The sequence below is a fragment of the Halomonas sp. 707B3 genome, assembly GCF_024158645.1.
Lineage (GTDB): Bacteria > Pseudomonadota > Gammaproteobacteria > Pseudomonadales > Halomonadaceae > Vreelandella > Vreelandella lionensis.
In genome coordinates, this window is record NZ_JAMZBE010000021.1 from 1 (window position 1) to 17,957 (window position 17,957).

General features: G+C 57.8%; 15 protein-coding genes. 11 read left to right on the forward strand and 4 right to left on the reverse strand.

Annotation, left to right across the window (positions count from 1 at the left end):
- Together BIS10_RS04795 and BIS10_RS04800 are read right to left on the reverse strand one after the other, a co-directional pair.
- The coding region (locus BIS10_RS04795; RefSeq protein WP_253503010.1) for a carbon-nitrogen hydrolase at positions 1-809 on the reverse strand (809 nt) is incomplete at its 3' end.
- 10 nt (positions 810-819) lie between these two features.
- Positions 820-1,884 (reverse strand): agmatine/peptidylarginine deiminase, encoded by a 1,065-nt coding sequence (locus tag BIS10_RS04800; RefSeq protein WP_253503013.1) that lies wholly within the window; start codon positions 1,882-1,884, stop codon positions 820-822.
- Between the two features lie 204 nt (positions 1,885-2,088).
- Between BIS10_RS04800 and BIS10_RS04805 the strand changes: the two genes are divergently transcribed.
- Positions 2,089-3,330, forward strand: coding sequence for a lipoprotein-releasing ABC transporter permease subunit (locus tag BIS10_RS04805; protein WP_253503016.1), 1,242 nt, complete (start codon positions 2,089-2,091; stop codon positions 3,328-3,330).
- Between the two features lie 10 nt (positions 3,331-3,340).
- Positions 3,341-4,039 carry an ABC transporter ATP-binding protein gene (locus tag BIS10_RS04810; protein ID WP_253503018.1) on the forward strand — a complete coding sequence of 233 codons (699 nt, stop codon included), beginning with the start codon at positions 3,341-3,343 and terminating at the stop codon, positions 4,037-4,039.
- A gap of 12 nt (positions 4,040-4,051) precedes the next feature.
- Here the strand turns inward: BIS10_RS04810 and BIS10_RS04815 are convergent, their stop codons facing one another.
- Entirely contained in the window at positions 4,052-4,603 is a 552-nt protein-coding gene (locus tag BIS10_RS04815) for a DUF2062 domain-containing protein (protein WP_253503021.1), read from the reverse strand.
- Positions 4,604-4,700: 97 nt separating this feature from the next.
- Here BIS10_RS04815 and BIS10_RS04820 point away from each other — a divergent pair, with 97 nt between their 5' ends.
- Genes BIS10_RS04820 through murB form a run of 7 tightly spaced genes read left to right on the forward strand, consistent with a single transcriptional unit; the run spans position 4,701 to position 12,237 of the window.
- Positions 4,701-6,965, forward strand: coding sequence for a DNA internalization-related competence protein ComEC/Rec2 (locus tag BIS10_RS04820; protein ID WP_253503024.1), 2,265 nt, complete (start codon positions 4,701-4,703; stop codon positions 6,963-6,965).
- A gap of 56 nt (positions 6,966-7,021) precedes the next feature.
- On the forward strand, positions 7,022-8,758 hold the full coding sequence (gene msbA, locus BIS10_RS04825) for a lipid A export permease/ATP-binding protein MsbA (RefSeq protein WP_253503027.1): 1,737 nt from the start codon (positions 7,022-7,024) through the stop codon (positions 8,756-8,758).
- Positions 8,755-9,771 (forward strand): tetraacyldisaccharide 4'-kinase, encoded by a 1,017-nt coding sequence (gene lpxK / locus BIS10_RS04830; RefSeq protein WP_253503029.1) that lies wholly within the window; start codon positions 8,755-8,757, stop codon positions 9,769-9,771. The genes msbA and lpxK overlap by 4 nt, the downstream gene beginning before the upstream one ends.
- Positions 9,764-9,973: a Trm112 family protein gene (locus tag BIS10_RS04835; protein WP_044629207.1), complete on the forward strand. Its 210-nt coding sequence runs from the start codon at positions 9,764-9,766 to the stop codon at positions 9,971-9,973. Before lpxK ends, BIS10_RS04835 begins: the two co-directional genes overlap by 8 nt.
- Entirely contained in the window at positions 9,973-10,764 is a 792-nt protein-coding gene (gene kdsB, locus BIS10_RS04840; protein WP_253503032.1) for a 3-deoxy-manno-octulosonate cytidylyltransferase, read from the forward strand. The genes BIS10_RS04835 and kdsB overlap by 1 nt, the downstream gene beginning before the upstream one ends.
- Positions 10,761-11,228, forward strand: a complete 468-nt coding sequence (locus tag BIS10_RS04845; protein ID WP_253503035.1) for a low molecular weight protein-tyrosine-phosphatase — start codon at positions 10,761-10,763, stop codon at positions 11,226-11,228. Before kdsB ends, BIS10_RS04845 begins: the two co-directional genes overlap by 4 nt.
- A gap of 25 nt (positions 11,229-11,253) precedes the next feature.
- Entirely contained in the window at positions 11,254-12,237 is a 984-nt protein-coding gene (gene murB / locus BIS10_RS04850; RefSeq protein WP_253503038.1) for a UDP-N-acetylmuramate dehydrogenase, read from the forward strand.
- A gap of 64 nt (positions 12,238-12,301) precedes the next feature.
- Here murB and rne read toward each other — a convergent pair whose 3' ends face one another.
- Positions 12,302-15,628: a ribonuclease E gene (gene rne / locus BIS10_RS04855; RefSeq protein WP_253503041.1), complete on the reverse strand. Its 3,327-nt coding sequence runs from the start codon at positions 15,626-15,628 to the stop codon at positions 12,302-12,304.
- Between the two features lie 690 nt (positions 15,629-16,318).
- Between rne and BIS10_RS04860 the strand changes: the two genes are divergently transcribed.
- Both BIS10_RS04860 and BIS10_RS04865 read left to right on the forward strand, forming a co-directional pair.
- Complete coding sequence (locus BIS10_RS04860) at positions 16,319-17,260, forward strand: RluA family pseudouridine synthase (protein ID WP_253503044.1); 942 nt, start codon at positions 16,319-16,321, stop codon at positions 17,258-17,260.
- A gap of 12 nt (positions 17,261-17,272) precedes the next feature.
- The gene (locus BIS10_RS04865; protein WP_253503046.1) at positions 17,273-17,926 is read left to right on the forward strand and encodes an HAD family hydrolase; all 654 of its coding nucleotides are present in this window, start codon (positions 17,273-17,275) and stop codon (positions 17,924-17,926) included.
- Positions 17,927-17,957 lie beyond the last annotated feature (31 nt).

Consider the following 17,957-nt stretch of genomic DNA (forward strand, 5'->3'; position numbering starts at 1 on the left):
ATATCCAGGCTCACGACCAACTGCTCAGTCTCTTCACCGGCATGGGCTAATAGCTCGCCTTGTGGGCCGCAAATAAAGCTGCCGCCCCAAAACGCGATACCGTCGCCAACGCCGGAGTGGTCGGCCTCAAAGCCAACGCGGTTTGCTACCAAGACGGGCAGGCCATTCGCGACGCCGTGGGCGCGCTGAATCAGCGTCCAGGCATCTTTCTGGCGGGTTTTTTCCGCGTCGTCGTCATTAGGATCCCAGCCAATGGCGGTGGGGTAGAGCAGTAGCTCAGCACCCGCCAGCGCCATTAAGCGGGCGGCTTCCGGGTACCACTGGTCCCAGCACACCAGAATGCCTAACCGACCCACTGAGGTATCAATCGGCGTAAAGCCCTCTTTGCGTGCGTCGTCGGCGTCGCCAGGGGTGAAGTAAAACTTCTCATAGAACCCTGGGTCATCTGGAATATGCATCTTGCGGTACTGGCCAACCCGCCCTTTGGCGCGGTCGTACACCACGGCGGTGTTGTGGTAGAGCCCCGCCGCGCGCTTTTCAAACAGCGAGCCCACCAGCACGATATCCAGCTCTTTTGCCAGTGCCGCCAACCGCTGTCCCGTCGGGCCATCCAGCGGTTCGGCGAGATCAAACAGTGCCGGGTCTTCGTATTGGCAGAAGTAGTGGGTAGCATGCAGCTCTTGCAGCAGCACTAGCTGTGCCCCTTGGCTGGCTGCTTTGCGAATGCCCGCCTCGCTTTCGGCCAGGCTGAGCGCTTTATCGGGCCATGCGGCTTGTTGAATCACCGCCACGTTAAGTGTCTGGGACATGCTGCCCTCCTTAAGAGTGAGTGGTCGCAGGCACAAGCGTACCTTTGGGTAGCTGCATGGTTAAACAGTGCAGGCTGCCGTGCTGACGAATCACGCTGACGCACTCAATGGGGATCAGCGTATGTTCTGGAAAAGCGACGGCCAGCGCCTGCAGTGCGGTGACATCCGCTGGGTCGCCATAGGTAGGCACCAGCACCGCATCGTTGATAATCAAAAAGTTCGCATAGGTGGCCGGTAGGCGATGCCCATCTTCCGGGTCAAAACAGGCCTGGGGCCAGGGTAGCGGAATAAGCTGGTAGGGCTCTCCGTTACGCTGACGGAAGGCTTTTAACTCCTGCTCCATTGCCTGCAGGGCCGTGTAGTGCGGGTCAGTGGGGTCGTCACAACGCACATAGGCAATGGTCGAGGGGTTACAAAAACGTGCCAGCGTATCCACATGGCTGTCCGTGTCGTCGCCTTCTAAATGCCCATTGGCTAGCCACAGCACGCGGTCTACGCCAAAGTCATCTGCCAAAAGCGCTTCAACGTCTTCTCGAGAGAGCGACGGATTGCGGTTTGGGTTGAGCAGGCACGCTTCCGTGGTGAGCAGCGTGCCTTCGCCGTCAGTCTCGATAGCCCCGCCTTCTAACACCATCTCCCGAGAAGAGACTGGGCAGGCCCATACGCCCGCATCGGCTAGCCACTGGGTTAGCTGATTGTCCCGCTCAGCAGGGAATTTACCGCCCCAGCCGGTAAAGGTGTAATCCAGCAGCAGCGGCTGGTTATCTTCGTCCAATACCGTGATCGGCCCATGATCTCGCGCCCAGGTATCGTCGGTGGGTGCGACAATCAGCAGCAGCTGATGTTTGGGGATGCCGTAGGCATCGAACGTGGCGGTCAGGCGCTGATGGGTCGCCTCGTCTGGCACGCTGATGATCACGCGCTGATAGCGCGCCGTGGCAAGCACAATGCGCTCAAGCGTTGCTTCGATACGCGACAGCATATAAGCCCAGTCGCCGTCTGGACGGGGCCAGGTGAGCTGTAGGCCATCTTGAGGGTGCCATTCGGGCAATAAGCGGTGAGTCTTGGTAGCCAACGTAAAAGGTGCTCTCACTAGTCAGAATAAGCTTACCCGGCGGGCAAGAGGGTCGGGCGCAATTTAGGGGGTTGCTCCTCAACTTGCAAGCGATACCGTTATAAAGGGAACGGCCTTGGAGAGGGCGACTCTAAGGCTGCGTTTGCACATGCAGCCATGTTAAAAAAACCGTACCATGGACGCCCATTATTAAGGAATGTAGCCATGCTTGATCGTTTGCCTTTTCTGGTGGGGCTGCGCTATGTGCGCGCTAAACGCCGGAACCACTTTATTTCGTTTATCTCCTTAACGTCGATGCTGGGGCTGATGCTAGGGGTGGCGGTACTGATTCTTGTACTGTCGGTTATGAACGGATTTGATCACGAGCTGCGCACGCGCATTTTAGGCATGGTGCCCCACACCAAAATTGAGTCCCAGGAAGGGCTGGTAGAGTGGGAGGCGTTGGCAGAGCAATTAGTACAGCGCGATCGAGTGATTGGTGCGGCCCCTTACGTTGAACAGCAGGGCATGTTCTCCGCTGGCGGCCGCAACCAAGGCGCGATGGTCAACGGCATTCATCCGGATTGGGAAGACCAGGTCTCTATTATTGGCGAGCACATGCGCCAGGGTGAGTTGGCCGACCTTGTGCCCGGTGAGTGGAATGTTGTGCTGGGTTCGATGCTCGCCCGCAGGCTAGGCGTTGGCGTGGGTGACCGCGTGACGCTGCTGGTGCCCGAGGCATCGATTACTCCGGCAGGCGTTTTCCCCCGGCTGAAGCGGTTTACCGTCAGCGGTATTTTCAGCGTAGGTGCCGATCTAGACGCCAATTTGGCCTACGCCAATATTGAAGATATGCAAACGCTGGCACGCATGGGTGATGCGGTAGGCGGGCTGCGCCTAGAGCTAGACGACCTGTTTATCGCCGGTAGCGAAACTCAGGCCATTGTGAACGAGTTGGGCCCAGGCTACAGCGGCTCCGACTGGACGTTCTCCCACGGCAATCTCTTCCAAGCGATTCAGATGGAAAAACGCATGATTGCGCTGCTGCTGACCGTGATTATCGCCGTTGCTGCGTTCAATATTGTGTCGACACTGGTGATGGTGGTGACGGATAAGCGTGCGGACATTGCCATTTTACGCACCATTGGTGCCACACCGGGCTCCATCATGGGTATTTTCATTGTGCAGGGGCTAGCGATTGGCCTGATCGGCATTGCGGTAGGCGTTACCGTGGGCATTCTGCTGGCGCTCACCATTTCCGATTTGATTGGCTGGTTTGAAACGGCGTTTGGTATTCAATTCCTGGATGCGGGGGTTTACTTCATCAGCGACCTGCCGTCGCGTCTGGAGTGGAGCGATGTGCGCGATATCGTGCTGGCCGCGTTTGGCCTGACGTTCCTCTCCACGCTTTATCCCGCATGGCGAGCTGCTCGCGTTCAGCCTGCTGATGTACTGCGCTATGAATAAGGATGCCCCGATGACGTCAACCACCTCTAACGCCGTTATGCTGGAATGCCGGGGGCTTACCCGTATCTACAGCGAAGGCCCTCAGGACCTTACCGTGCTGGACCAGCTTGAGCTGACTGTCCATGCCGGTGAGCGTGTCGCGATTGTGGGCAGTTCGGGCTCGGGCAAAACCACGCTGTTAAACCTGTTGGGCGGCTTAGACCGCCCGAGCGATGGCAGCGTCGTGATTGGCGGTGAGGCACTTTCGGGCCTGAATGAAGCCGCGCTGGGCCGCTTCCGCAATCAATATATTGGTTTTGTTTATCAGTTCCACCACCTGCTAGCGGAGTTTACGGCGGTGGAGAACGCTGCGCTGCCGCTGATTATTCGCGGTCAGTCTAAAAAAGTGGCTGAGCAGCGCGCTATGCAGATTTTGGAGCGGGTAGGCATGAAAGCGCGTGCCGACCATAAGCCGGGTGAGCTGTCGGGCGGTGAGCGCCAGCGGGTGGCGATTGCCCGTGCGCTAGTGACCGACCCAAGCTTAGTCTTGATGGATGAGCCGACCGGTAACCTGGACCAAACCACCGCAGCGACTATTCTGGCGCTGATGGATGAGCTGGCCAAAGAGAGCGCCTGTGCGTTTGTGATTGTGACTCACGATGTGGGACTGGCTGCCCATCAGGATCGTGTTATGAAGCTGGATGGGGGGCGCTTGGTCGCTCAGGCATAGCGATGAGCTAGTTTAATCGTCAAACTCTGATTCGATGCGAGCCCTGCGCCGCCGTCTTTTAAGGCGGCGGCGCTTCCAGTTATGGGAGACGTGCCAGCGCCAGATAAGGCGAATGCCAATGTTAGCGACGACCGCAAGCACAATCGCAGTAATCAGAGAGCCCAGTAGCAGCGGTGGCAAGATGTCGTGCATCTGCTCAGCTACCCAGCGGGTTGAGATGCGGGAAGGGGCCTCCCGCGCGGGCGCCCCAAGCAAAAAAGTGCCTATTCGATAATTCACATAAAAAATCAGCGGCATGGTAAGTGGGTTGGTGACCCACACAAGCCCTACCGAAAGTGCCAAATTGCAACGACTTAGCCGCGCACCCAGAGCCGCCACCACCATCTGAAAGGGGATGGGTAGCATCGCGCAAAACAGCCCGACGCTAAACGCGTTCGCAACGCTGCGTCGAGTTAGTAGCCATAAGCCCGGATCCGCAATCAGCGGTGCCATAAAGCGCAACGAACGCTGGCGCCTTAGCGTATCGGGTTTTGGCATGTAGCGCTGCAGGAAACGGCGCGGCATGTCAGGTACTCTTACTTTAGATCGTTTCTATTATCCATATAGCGTAGGGCTTCGGCTACGGCGCGCACAGTAATGGTTGAGCACCAGGGAGGGGCGGATGGGGCAGGGCATTGCAATGCCCGCGGCATTAGCAGCGCTTGGCGGTAGCCTGTTGGCTTGGTGGGCCGGTGGGCAGGGCGGTACATGGCTGCTGCCACTGGTCCTCATGATGGCGGGGCTAAGCGTTGGCGTATGGCGGCCACGGGCCCTAGTATGGTTTCTCTTAGGCGGGTCCGTTGCCTTTAGTATTCAGCAGGAGTGGGGGCATCGGCTGCCCGTTGGGCTGAGCGGGCAGGATATAGCGGTGCATGCCAAAGTGACCGATGTACAGCAGCAGTCAGGGGTTCAGCGGTTGCGATTGAGTATCGAGCGCTGCACAGCCCCTGCCCATCTTCCCCGTTGTGATCAATTAAACAGCGTTCGGGTGAGCGCTTACGACCATGAGTATGTGGTTGGCGAGCGCTGGCAAATGACGCTGCGCTTACGGCCGCCCTATGGCTTTATCAACCCCAATACTTTTGATTATGAGCAGTGGTTATGGCGTGAAGGCATCCACGCTACTGGATATATTCGCCCCGATCCTGCGCCGCAGCGGCTTACGCACGCTTCTCCTCGGCTGCGCCAATTGGCATCCGACTTTCTAGCACAGCTGCCTTTAGAGGCACGTACCCAGCGCTGGCTGGCCGCATTGACGCTTGGCGATAGCGAACAGCTTAACCAAGATGACTGGGCGCTGTTAAACGCTACGGGTACCACGCACCTCGTGGTGATCTCGGGCCTGCATGTGGGGCTGGTGGCGTCATTCGTGCTGCTGCTAGGACGTTATGCTGCGCGTGTCGTTTCGCCTACCAACTGGCGGCTGCGCACTTGGCCCTGGTGGCTTGCGGGCGCGGCCGCCGTTGGCTACGCCGTGTTGGCCGGGTTGGCGCCACCGGCAATGCGCGCGATGATTATGACGTTGCTGGGGTTGTGGGTACTAAGTGGCCGCCATGCACCGGGGCCCTGGCAAGCTTGGTGGCTTGCACTGGCGCTGGTGCTGATGGTTGACCCGCTAGCACTTTGGCGGCCTGGGTTATGGCTCTCGTTTATGGCGGTAGGGTGGCTGATTATTATCTGGCAGGGTCGGTCCAGGCCGCGCGGTGTAAAAGGCTGGTGCTGGGCACTGCTGCGTTCTCAACTGTTATTGGCCCCTTTAATGGCCGCAGCGGTGTTGTTTGCCTTTGGGCGTGTAGCCCCTACGGCCCCTTTGATCAACTTAGTGGCGGTGCCATGGGTCAGCTCGGTCATGGTGCCTACCGCGCTACTCGGCTGGCTGCTGTCACCCCTTCCGCTTGTTGGTCTAGTGCCCTGGTGGGTGTTTGAGCAAGCCTTAGCGGTATTTCATCAGCTGTTGGTTGTCGCTGTGGAAGCCGCACCGCTCTGGCAGCCTCCCGCGCATTTGGCCTATCCATTGGCGGGGAGCTTGGTGCTGCTGTCGCTGTGCTGGGGCTTGCCCGCCGTGCCGCGTTGGTTACGCGTGGGTGCGGCGGTACTCTTGGTGACAATTCCCTGGTGGCCGAGAGAGCAGGCGATTCCGCCTGGGCAGCTTCAAGTGACGGTTTACGATGTGGGCCAAGGGCAGTTAATAGAGCTGCGCAGTGCCAATTTTCGGCTGCTCTATGATACGGGGCCACGTTTTCGCAGTGGCTTTATGCCCCTGCAAAGCCTATGGCCCCCAGGTCAAGATTTTGACCAAGTAATGGTCAGTCATGCGGATACTGACCACGCCGGAGGCGTAGATGCGCTACTAGCGGATCACCAAGTAGCGCAGTGGTGGGCGCCAGCAGGGGAGTCGCTATCTATCCCAAGCCAGCGCTGCGAGCAGGGGCAACGCTGGCAGCGTGACGGTATTACGTATCGAATACTCTGGCCACCGAGCGGTGAGAACACTCTATCCTCTAATGATCGCTCTTGTGTGTTAGCAGTGTATGCGGGTGAGCATAGCCTGCTGATCACCGGTGACGTAGGGCGCCAAGTGGAGCGACAGCTTCTACCGCAGCTGAATGGCAACGTGAGTGTATTGGTGGCGGGCCACCACGGCAGCGGCACCAGCTCGGGTGTTCAGTTTGTGCGCGAGACGCAGCCACATCACGTGGTTTTCAGCGCTGGGCGCGACAATGCTTTCCGCCACCCTGCCGACGACGTTGTGCGGCGCTTTCGGCAGCAGCATAGCTGCCTATGGAACACCGCCCAGGACGGCGCGCTTAAATTTACGCTGATACCGCAGCAGCCAGTCACCTTTCAGCCGCTGCGCGCCTTGGCAGGTGGCCATAAGCGGTGTTGAAGCGCGCCACCATCAGGTAGAATCGCCCACACTGCACACTACTGCTGGGAGCGCGTGTGACTGATTCAGGTTGGATGTTATATAAACGGTTATTGGGTTACGTTAAGCCACACTGGCGTGCGTTTGCGCTGGCGGTGGTGGGTTTTGTGATTTACGCAGCTTCAAGTACCGCGCTGGCGGAAATGATGAAGCGGCTGATTGATGGAATTCAAAACCCAGATGCCGCCTTCAGGTTTTTCCTGCCGCTCTTCGTGGTGCTGATGTTCGCGTCTCGCGGGTTGGGAACCTTCTTAAGCACCTACTTTATGGCTTATGTAGGCCGCTACGTCATTCACACGCTGCGCTGCGATGTGTTTGCCCACTTGCTGCATCTGCCAGGCCGGTTCTTCGACCACCACTCCAGCGGCCACTTGGTATCAAGGGTCACTTACCACGTTGAGCAGGTAGCCGGTGCAGCGACCAATGCGGTGACGATCATCCTGCGTGAGGGGTTGTTTGTCGTGGGGCTGGTAGGCTATCTATTCTGGACCAACTGGATGCTAACGCTGCTGTTTTTGGGTGTTACTCCGATTATTGCCGGTGTGGTGAGCTATGTGAGTAAGCGCTTTCGGCGTATCTCCAAGCGTATTCAACACTCCATGGGCGATGTGACTCATGTGGCTTCTGAGGCGCTTTCGGGCTATCGCGTGGTACGTACCCACGGCGCAGAAGCGTACGAGAAACAGCGTTTTGAGCGAGTGAGCGAAGAGAATCGTCGCCAGAGTATGAAAGAGGCCATGACCCGAGCGGTTAGTTCGCCTGTCGTGCTGATGCTGGTGGCGATCTCTATGGCGCTGCTAGTGTGGCTGGCCATGGCGCCCTCGCTGATGGAAAACATGACGCCGGGGGAGTTTGTCGCCTTTATCACCGCCGCTGCCCTGATGATTAAGCCGGTGCGCCAGCTCACCGAGATTAACAGCGAGATTCAGAAGGGCATCGCAGCGGCCTCTGAGCTGTTTGGCCTGTTAGACCTCACCCCTGAACAGGATGAAGGCTCTCGCATTCCCAGCAAGCTAACGGGCAATGTGGTGATTGAGAACGTCAGCTTCCGCTATGGTGACGACCAGCCCAGTGTACTGCACAACGTGAATCTTAACGTTGCTCCCGGCGAGCTAGTGGCTATTGTGGGCCGCTCGGGCAGCGGTAAATCAACGCTCGTCAGCCTGCTGCCGCGTTTCTATCGCCCCAGTGAAGGGCAGATTTTGATTGATGGCGTGAATGCCGATGAGTACGCCTTAGGGCCGCTGCGCCAGAATATTGCCCTGGTGTCCCAGCAGGTCACCCTGTTTAACGCCTCCATTGCTGACAATATTGCTTACGGAGTGGCTGACCCAGACCCGGCCGCCATTAAGGCGGCTGCCGAGGCAGCCTACGCCAGCGAGTTTATTGAAAAGCTGCCAGAAAGTTACGCCACGGTCGTCGGCGAGAATGGGGTGATGCTCTCGGGTGGGCAGCGCCAGCGGCTCGCCATCGCCCGGGCCATTTTCAAAGACGCGCCCATTCTGATTTTGGATGAAGCGACCTCCGCACTGGATACCGAGTCAGAGCGCTATATCCAAAAAGCGTTGGAGCACGTGTGTGAAGGGCGCACCACCCTGGTCATTGCTCACCGACTCTCCACCATTGAGCGTGCCGACCGCATTCTAGTGATGGATCAAGGGCGGATTATTGAGCAGGGTACCCATCAGGCGCTGCTTGAAAAAGGTGGGGCCTACGCCGCGCTGCACCAGCTTCAGTTTCAGGAGAGTGAATGAGCCTTGCTCAGCGCTGGATAAAGGCTGCCTATGGCGGCAGTAACTGGCTAGCACCGCTCTATCCGTTGGGTGATTTATACCGTTATCTTATGGAGCGACGAGCACAGTGTTACCGCGAGGGAAATAAACCAGTTTGGCAAGCACCGGTGCCGGTGATCGTGGTGGGCAATATTACGTTAGGCGGTACGGGCAAGTCACCGCTTGTGGCCTGGCTTAGCCGTTGGCTGGTACAGCAGGGATTTTCACCCGGTATCGTCACCCGCGGCTATGGTGGTAAAGCGCCGCACTATCCTCTGTTAGTAACGCCTTCTACAGACCCAGCGCATAGCGGTGATGAGCCGCTGATGCTGGCACAGCAAACCGGAGTACCGGTGGTGGCGGACCCGCAGCGAGCGCGGGGTGCTGAAAGGCTGGTGCAACAGGGCTGCGATGTACTGATTAGCGATGACGGCTTGCAGCACTTGGCTTTAGGGCGCGATATTGAGCTGGTGGTTATCGATGGTGCTCGTGGGCTAGGCAATCAGCGCTGCCTGCCCGCTGGGCCTTTAAGAGAAGCGCCCGGGCGACTTGCAAGTGTGGACGCTGTGATTGTCAACGGAGCGCTACAACGCCCGCTGGAAGTATCTAGTGTGGCTATGCAGCTGGTGCCTCAGCGCTGGCGCCAGCTGCCTACTGGGCGGCACTATCCGTTGCAGCCGCTGCCATTTGCACTGCCGGTGCATGGGCTGGCAGGTATTGGCAACCCTCAGCGTTTTTTCAATACGCTGCGGGAGTTAGGCGTGGAAGGGGAGATGCATCCCCTGGCAGACCACCAGCCATTTGATGAACACACGTTTCAATTTATGCCGCCACGACCAATCATTATGACGGCGAAAGACGCCGTAAAGTGTCAGGCGTTTGCACCGTCTGATAGCTGGGTATTAGAGGTGGAGGCGCAGCTTCCACAAGCATTTGAGGACTGGCTGGCAAACAGGCTGTCCGTACTGACACAAAGGGGATGCACCGATGGATAAGGAACTATTGGCAATGCTGGTTTGCCCGCTCTGCAACGGCAAACTGAAGTATGATCGTGACGCCCAGGAGCTTTGCTGCCACTACGACGGTTTAGCCTATCCCATACAGGATGGCATTCCTGTCATGCTGCCTGAAGAGGCGCGGCAAATGGATGCTGATGAAAAGTTACCTACCTCGCCTGGTCGCACCGGAGAGGCGTGATGTCTGATGTTGCGCCGCAATTTATTGCCGTTGTACCCGCTCGTTTTGGCTCCTCTCGCTTGCCGGGCAAACCGCTATTAGAGATCGCCGGTGAGCCCATGGTGGCCCATGTGTGGCGGCGAGCCTGTCAAAGCCAGGCCAGCCGCGTAGTGGTGGCGACAGACGATACGCGGATTCGCGATGCCATGCTGCCCTATGGGGCTGACGTGGTGATGACTCGCGATGACCACCCCTCGGGCACTGACCGACTCGCCGAGGTCTCCGACCATCTAGGCCTAAGTGATGACACGCTGGTCGTGAATGTGCAGGGGGATGAGCCGCTGATTCCTCCGGCACTTATTGATCAGGTCGCACTGCGTCTGGCGGATGACCCCGAGGCGGCGATTGCCACCCTAGCCGAGCCGATTGCGGATGTTGATACGCTGTTTAATCCTAACGTGGTGAAAGTCGTGCGGTCGCTACAGGGGCGGGCGCTCTACTTCTCGCGAGCGCCGATTCCCTGGGACCGCGAGCACTTTAAAGCACAGCCAAGCCTACTAGAAACCGATGCTTGGCTGCGCCATATTGGGATCTACGCCTACCGGGCGAGTTTCTTAGCCGCCTATCGGGATCTAGCGCCCTCCAGCCTGGAGCAGTTGGAGCAGTTGGAGCAGCTCCGGGCGCTACAGCATGGCTACGCTATTCAAGTGGCGCTGGCGAGCGCGATAAACCCCGCCGGAGTCGATACGGAAGAGGATTTGGCGCGGGTAAGGTCGCTGTTGTCTGCCGAGCGTGAAGGAGACATTTCATGACGCGTGTTCTCTTTGTTTGCCTGGGCAATATTTGCCGTTCACCAACCGCGGAGGGCATTTTTCAGCAGGCGCTCGACCGTGCAGGGTTAAGCAAACGCGTTGAAATCGACTCCTGCGGTGTTGGCAGTTGGCATGTTGGCAAAGCGCCCGACCCCCGTGCCCAGGCAGCCGCGCTGCGCCGTGGTATCGATATTAGCCATCTGCGCGCCCGTCAGTTAAAAACGAGTGACTTCCTGGAATTCGACTACGTGCTGGGCATGGACAGCGATAACCTGGCGGCGATGCAGGCGCTAAAACCGGCCGACAGCCAGGCTAAGGTAGGGCTGCTGTTGGAGTATGCAGGACTCGCAAATACCGATGTTCCTGATCCTTATTACGGCGGAGAAGCGGGCTTTGAGCAGGTATTGGATATGATTGAGCAAGCCAGTACCGGACTGATTGCAGAGCTGACCTGTGGGCGCTAATAGCTTGGACGGGGCATCCGTCTGGGTGGACCTCACTACAGCCAATACGCTTCGCCTACCTTGCCAAGCGGCGCGCTACATTGCACCGACAACGCTCTCTAGCCTGCAGGCCGCCTTGTATAGCGCGCGTATTCATCAGTGGCCAATTACCCTGCTAGGCGGTGGCAGTAATGTGCTGCTGCCACCAACGCTTCATGGTATGGCGCTTCGCCCGGCACTTCGCCATTGGTGGCTGGAGCGCAGTGGTGATGACGTCACCGCCTATGTGGGTGCCGGTGTGAGCTGGCATGCCCTGGTAATGGCATTGGCGACGCATGGCTTGTGGGGGGTTGAAAATTTAGCGTTGATCCCTGGCGATTGCGGCGCCGCACCGGTACAAAATATTGGTGCCTATGGTGTCGAGCTCAGCGATGTGTTGAAAGCGGTCCAGGTTGTCGAGTTGGCAACTGGCGAGATGCACTGGTTGAACGCTGATGCGTGCCAGTTTGGCTATCGCGACAGTATTTTCAAGCGAACACTAGCGGGGAGGGTCGTCATTACCCAACTTGCGCTGCGGCTGTCCGCCATGCCTAAGCCTGTGCTTGACTATGGCGATTTGGCGGCTCGCGTGTCGGAGTCACCGACCCCTTTGTCCGTGGCTCAAGCGGTCTGTGCGATTCGCCAGGAAAAATTGCCTGACCCAGCTGTGCTAGCGAATGCGGGCAGTTTCTTCAAGAATCCGCTAGTGAGTAATGACCATACGCATCGGCTGTTGAAGGAGTATCCAGACATGCCGCATTTTCCTCAGCCCAATAGCCAAACTAAGCTGGCAGCAGGTTGGCTGATTGATCAGTGTGGTTTAAAAGGCCATCGGCAGGGGGCGTTTGGCGTTCATGATCGCCAGGCATTGGTGTTAGTACACTTTGGGGGAGGAGATCGCCCAGGACTGCTGCGTTTTGCAGACACTATTGCTCAGACCGTGTTTGATCGGTTTGGTGTATTACTAGAGCCAGAACCGCGGGTGATCTAACGTCTGCTCATCTTTACCACTCATAAAATAACCCCGCCGAAGCGGGGTTTTTTGTTGCGAGCACTTACTCTTGCGAGTTTTGCTGTGCCTGCTGCTTGCGTAGTTCGCGCGGGTCGTTATGGGCACGACGGCGACGACGCGGTTTTGGCGCCTCTTCATCAGCTGCCGGGGCCTCGCTAACGGGCTCTGCCGCTGGCGCATTGTCGGCGGGTTGCGCTGACACTTCCTCTTGCGCTTCTGGAGCAGGGGCCGATTCCATCTTGGTAGCCGTCTCGTCGTGAGCTTCAGCAGCTGGCTGCTCGATCGCTTCTGTTGAAGGCTCTTGATCCGCCGCCGGTGAAGGTGTTTTCGCGGTTGAGGGCTCTTCACTGACTGTTGGTGCTGAAGCTTCTTCATCCGTAAAAGCCGCTGCTTCGGTGTTGGCAACCGGAGTGTCTTTAACGCTATCCTGCTCAGCAGTCTCAGCAGTCTCAGCAGTCTCAGCAGTCTCAGCAGTCTCAGCAGTCTCAGCAGTCTCATTCGTTACCGTCTGAGTCTGGGGCTCTTCCGTGGGCACTGTGCTTTCAGCAGCAGCTTCTGCCGCACTTGCTTCTGCAGCTGCGTCACTCGCTTTCGGCTCGCTCTCTGCGACATGCTCGGCAGCGGTTTGCGGCGCTTCCGTGGCGTCTTGGGCTGCGGTTTCTTGAGCCACCGGCGGCTGTTCCGCTTTGAGGTCGTCAGTTTGAGCATCGGCGGCCTTGGTCTCGTCAGCGTTTGGCGCGCTCAAGGCTGCTGCATCGCTGCTGTCAGCCGCTGGTGTGCTGGTGGCTTCGTGCTGCACTGACTCAGGCTGAGCCTGACGGCGCTGGCGCGTCGACTTGCGCGCTTTGTCGGCGCTGTTGGCCGGGCGCTCAGCAGTTGTGCTGTCATCCGCTGCCGCTTGAGCCTGCTCAGCGCTATCGTCTTTTTCGCTGCTTACTTGCTCAGTTGCTGGCTTGTCAGCCGGTGTTGGCGGTGCTTCCGTGTTGTTGTCAGGCGCGCTAGCGGCTTCAGATGTCGCTGTGGCTGCCGGGGCTTCTTGGGGCTGAGGTGCCTGCTCCGCTTCTGCCTGCAGCTTCAGCTGTTCTGCTTCCGCTTGAGGGTTTAGCGCCTGCTTGCGCGAACGATGACGCGGATTGTTACGCGTACGCTTCGGCTTGCCGTCGTCTTGCTTGCTGTCGTCAGCCTGGGCCGTAGGCGTGCGTTCATCGCTTTTGGGCTTGGCATCACGTGGCTTGTCACGACGGTTATCCGGCTGGGCGGCAGGCTTGGCTGCCTCCTCTTTAGGAGCGTCCTTGTTTACGGGCTCTTTCTGATGCGTGTTTTTCGCGCTCTCTTGGGCCTTGGCATCGTCCTGCTGCGGATGACGACGACGGTTGCGGGTGCGGCTGGGGCCGCTGCGCTTATCGCTTGCATCGTCATTGCGAGGAGTGGCATTACCGGATGGCGTGCTGCTGCGCTGCTCGTTTTTGGCCGTGGTATCGCTACGCTGCTCTTGCTTGGGCGAGCTGTCGCTGCGCTCCTGAGCAGGTTTGGAGCGGCGTTCACTGCGTTGCGGGCGGCTACTCTTCGGCTGTTCGGTCTGCTTACTTGGTGCCGGGGCTTCCTGAGCTGGCTGCTGGCTACCGTCATCGCCGCCCAGCAGTTTAGCAAAGCCGCGGATAAAGCGGCCAAGCACGCTGGGCTGTTCAGCAGTAGCGGCGGGTGCAGGGGTGGCTGCAGCCGCTTTAGCAGGCGTTTCTTCTGTTTGTAGCGATGCCGGTGCTGGGGCGTTGTGTACTACGCTCTTAACGGCCGCTTCGGCCCGCTGTGCGGGCGGTGCAAAGCTAGGGTCAGGTTCTTTGCCAACATCGGTGTCGGTAGACAGCTCGAAGCTGGAGAGCGTATGGCTCTCGTCTTCGTCCAAATGGTCATCCCGCAGGCGCTGAACATCGTAGTGCGGAGTATCCATTTCTGGGCTGGGTAGCAGCACCACGCGAACGCCTTGGCGAGACTCGATATCTGCCAGTACGCTGCGCTTTTCATTTAGCAGGTAAGTGGCCACCGGTACCGGCAAGATGGCGCGAATCTGCGCGCTGCGCTCTTTCATTGCCTCTTCTTCAATCAGGCGCATGATCGAGAGCGATAGTGAACGCACGTCGCGGATGGTGCCTTGGCCGTTACAGCGTGGGCACACTACGCCGCTTGTTTCGCCCAGGGAGGGGCGTAGGCGCTGGCGCGACATTTCCATTAAGCCAAAGCGTGAAATGCGCCCAATTTGCACCCGAGCACGATCTAGCTTCAGAGCATCGCGCATGCGGTTTTCGACTTCACGCTGGTTGCGCGCAGGGCCCATGTCGATGAAGTCGATCACGACCAAGCCGCCAATATCTCGCAAGCGAAGCTGACGGGCAATTTCGTCGGCCGCTTCGGAATTGGTTTGCAGCGCTGTTTCTTCGATATCACTACCCCGCGTTGCGCGGGCAGAGTTAATGTCGATAGACACCAGGGCTTCGGTATGGTCAATCACAATCGAGCCACCTGACGGTAGCTTTACTTCTCGCTGGTAGGCGGTTTCGATTTGTGACTCGATCTGGAAGCGGGAGAAGAGGGGAACTTCATCCGCGTAAAGCTTGATCTTCTGCTGGTAAGAGGGCATTACTTGGCGAATAAACGCCAGTGCTTCCGCATGAATCTCGGGGCTGTCGATCAGCACTTCGCCGATATCCTGACGAAGGTAATCGCGCATGGCGCGAATGATGACGTTGGATTCACGGTAGATTAAGAACGGTGCAGAGCGTTTGCCCGCTTCCGTGGTGATGGATTCCCACACCTGTACGAGGTAATCCAGATCCCACTGAAGCTCTTCCGGGCTGCGGCCAATGCCAGCGGTGCGCACAATCAGCCCCATTTTGTCGGGCACGGTGAGCTGGCCCATGGCGTCTTTTAACTGGCTGCGATCATCCCCTTCGATACGCCGTGAAATACCGCCCGCACGAGGATTGTTGGGCATCAAGACGAGGAAGCGGCCTGCCAAGCTAATAAAGGTGGTCAGCGCTGCCCCTTTGTTGCCGCGCTCCTCTTTATCGACCTGAACGATGACTTCTTGGCCTTCTTTGAGCACTTCTTTAATGCTCGGACGGCCAGAGACATCTTTGACAAAATATTCGCGGGAGATTTCTTTCAGCGGAAGGAAGCCGTGGCGCTCGGCGCCAAAGTCAACAAAAGCAGCTTCGAGAGAGGGTTCTACACGGGTGATTTTACCCCGATAAATATTGGCTTTTTTCTGTTCCCGAGCGCCAGATTCAATATCTAAATCATACAGGCGCTGTCCATCTACCAGTGCAACCCGCAGCTCTTCCGGCTGGGTCGCGTTAATTAGCATCCGTTTCATGTTGTCTCACGTAGCATGGCGTGCCGAAGCGCTTTTAAAGGCTAGCGTCGGCGAATCGCTGGGTGCTGCGTGCTTGTGCTCGGCGCATGGTTATGCTGACGCATTAAGCCGGGAAGGCAGTTTTGCCGACCCGGCCGAAAGGGCGTTGAGTACGTGGCGGCGGCAGAACATGTTTCGGTGGCTGTCACGTCCATCCGGCTCTGCTGACACCGCCCACACCTGGCATTCATCGATTCACCAACGCCGGTATCGGCACAGCGTTGATCTTTGCGCCCCAGAATTGGCAGTGCCTTGTGACGAAAAGGGGCTGCCACTCTGAAGCGTAACGTTTATTTAATGACGGGCCTGCCGTTGCTGGCATGACCTGACGCTCTCTGTCGTTATCCATTTACTTAACGGCAGAGTTACTACATTTCAATACGTGATAAGCAGGTAGTGCGTACACTGATCCATGCTTTTTCGCTCTGACCTGCGTGTTTGTCGGGCAGGTGCGAAGGCAAAACGTGGGCAATCATTCGCCATACAAGGATTATATAAGCGGGCCACGTTCGGCCCGGCCACGTTGGCCGATGAGCGCTTTGGAATATAACAGTAAAGACAACCACCAGCAATTGACGCAATGCCGGTTGGTCTACGTTAGAATGCCGTTTTTAGCCTGACGTTAAAGAATGTCACCAGGAGTGCGCGGCAATGTCCGAAGGGCGTGAAGTACAGTGGGTGGATATCGCCCCGGAACAAGCGGGTCAGCGAATCGATAATTTTTTAATGACCCGGCTAAAAGGTGCACCTCGTGCATTGATTTACCGCATCGTGCGTAAAGGTGAGGTTCGGGTCAATAAGAAACGGGTAAAAGTGGATTATCGCCTACAAGCGGGCGATTTAGTACGTGTTCCGCCACTGCGCCTAGCGCCTAAAGAGGCGGTGAAAGAGGTGAGCGATAATCTGCGCGACCTGCTTGTCGGCAGCGTCATTATGGAAGGGCCCGACTGGATGGTGCTGAATAAGCCGTCAGGCTTGGCAGTCCATGGTGGCAGTGGCGTTAAGATTGGTCTCATCGAGGCGTTGCGCCAAGTGCGGGATGACCTAACGTTCCTGGAGTTAGTGCACCGTCTAGATCGTGATACCTCCGGTTGTTTGCTGCTCGCCAAGTCTCGCGATGCGCTGGTAACCCTTAACGAGGCGTTGAAAAAGCACGGCATGGATAAGCGCTACTTGGCGCTGGTGGCCGGGCGCTGGCCAGCCCGTAAAACTTATGAAAGTGCTCGGTTGGACCGTTTTGATGCAGGTAACGGCGAACGGCGCGTGCGGGTAGATCCCAACGGTAAAGTGTCGCGTACCCACTTCTCTGTAGTGGAAGCTTTTGAAAAGGTCACGCTAATTGAGGCTGAGCCCGTTACGGGGCGCACACATCAGATTCGTGTGCATGCAGCCCATGCCGGCCATGCGCTGCTGGGGGATGATAAGTACGCTACTCGTGAGAGCGGCTTGTTAACCAAGCAGCTGGGGTTGGGGCGACTTTTCCTCCATGCACGCTCGTTAACATTCCCCGAGCCTGGCAATGGCAGGCCGGTGACGGTAAAAGCGCCGCTTCCAGGGGCGCTTGAAGAGACGCTCAAGCGCGCACGTCAATAAAAGAGAACTGTTATGCGCTACGAGCTAATTATCTTCGATTGGGACGGCACGCTCATGGATTCGGTGCCGAAGATTGTTTCCTGTATGCAAGCAGCAGCGGCAGACGCTGAATGGGGTGAGCTTGAAGTCAGCGCCATTGAAGACATTATTGGGCTGGGTCTTCCTGAGGCGATTGCCAAACTCTGCCCAGGCATTGATCCAGAGCAGGCGGAGCGCTTGCGTCAACGCTATTCCCATCACTTTGTTCATGGTGACACCACGCTTATGCCCTTTTTTGATGGGGTTGAGGCGCAGTTGGCAAGGCTGAGAGAGCGGCCCCAGCAGCGACTTGCGGTGGCGACGGGTAAAAGCCGTCGTGGGCTTGATCGGGTTTTTAATGAAACAGGTAGCGGGGGGCTGTTCCACACTAGCCGGACTGCTGACGAAACGCGCTCTAAGCCCCACCCGCAAATGCTGCTAGAGATTTTGGCTGAGCTTCAGGTTCCAGCAGAGCGAGCGGTAATGGTGGGCGATACTGAGTATGATCTTGAAATGGCGCGTGCTATCGGTATGGATCGGGTGGGCGTAACTTACGGAGTGCATACTCCCGCTCGGCTAGCCGCTAGCCAGCCGGTGTGGGTCGCTGAAGACGTGCCGTCGCTATTTGACTGGCTGCGTCATGCATAAGGGCGTCCTTAAACGAAGAGTAGGAACTGAC

What these genes read in the sequence shown, in the direction of transcription:
- BIS10_RS04805 (WP_253503016.1), top strand. Translation starts at nt 2,089, where the DNA reads ATGCTTGATCGTTTGCCTTTTCTGGTGGGGCTGCGCTATGTGCGCGCT.
- BIS10_RS04810 (WP_253503018.1), top strand. Translation starts at nt 3,341, where the DNA reads ATGACGTCAACCACCTCTAACGCCGTTATGCTGGAATGCCGGGGGCTT.
- BIS10_RS04815 (WP_253503021.1), bottom strand. Translation starts at nt 4,603, where the DNA reads ATGCCGCGCCGTTTCCTGCAGCGCTACATGCCAAAACCCGATACGCTA.
- BIS10_RS04820 (WP_253503024.1), top strand. Translation starts at nt 4,701, where the DNA reads ATGGGGCAGGGCATTGCAATGCCCGCGGCATTAGCAGCGCTTGGCGGT.
- lpxK (WP_253503029.1), top strand. Translation starts at nt 8,755, where the DNA reads ATGAGCCTTGCTCAGCGCTGGATAAAGGCTGCCTATGGCGGCAGTAAC.
- BIS10_RS04835 (WP_044629207.1), top strand. Translation starts at nt 9,764, where the DNA reads ATGGATAAGGAACTATTGGCAATGCTGGTTTGCCCGCTCTGCAACGGC.
- kdsB (WP_253503032.1), top strand. Translation starts at nt 9,973, where the DNA reads ATGTCTGATGTTGCGCCGCAATTTATTGCCGTTGTACCCGCTCGTTTT.
- BIS10_RS04845 (WP_253503035.1), top strand. Translation starts at nt 10,761, where the DNA reads ATGACGCGTGTTCTCTTTGTTTGCCTGGGCAATATTTGCCGTTCACCA.
- rne (WP_253503041.1), bottom strand. Translation starts at nt 15,628, where the DNA reads ATGAAACGGATGCTAATTAACGCGACCCAGCCGGAAGAGCTGCGGGTT.
- BIS10_RS04860 (WP_253503044.1), top strand. Translation starts at nt 16,319, where the DNA reads ATGTCCGAAGGGCGTGAAGTACAGTGGGTGGATATCGCCCCGGAACAA.
- BIS10_RS04865 (WP_253503046.1), top strand. Translation starts at nt 17,273, where the DNA reads ATGCGCTACGAGCTAATTATCTTCGATTGGGACGGCACGCTCATGGAT.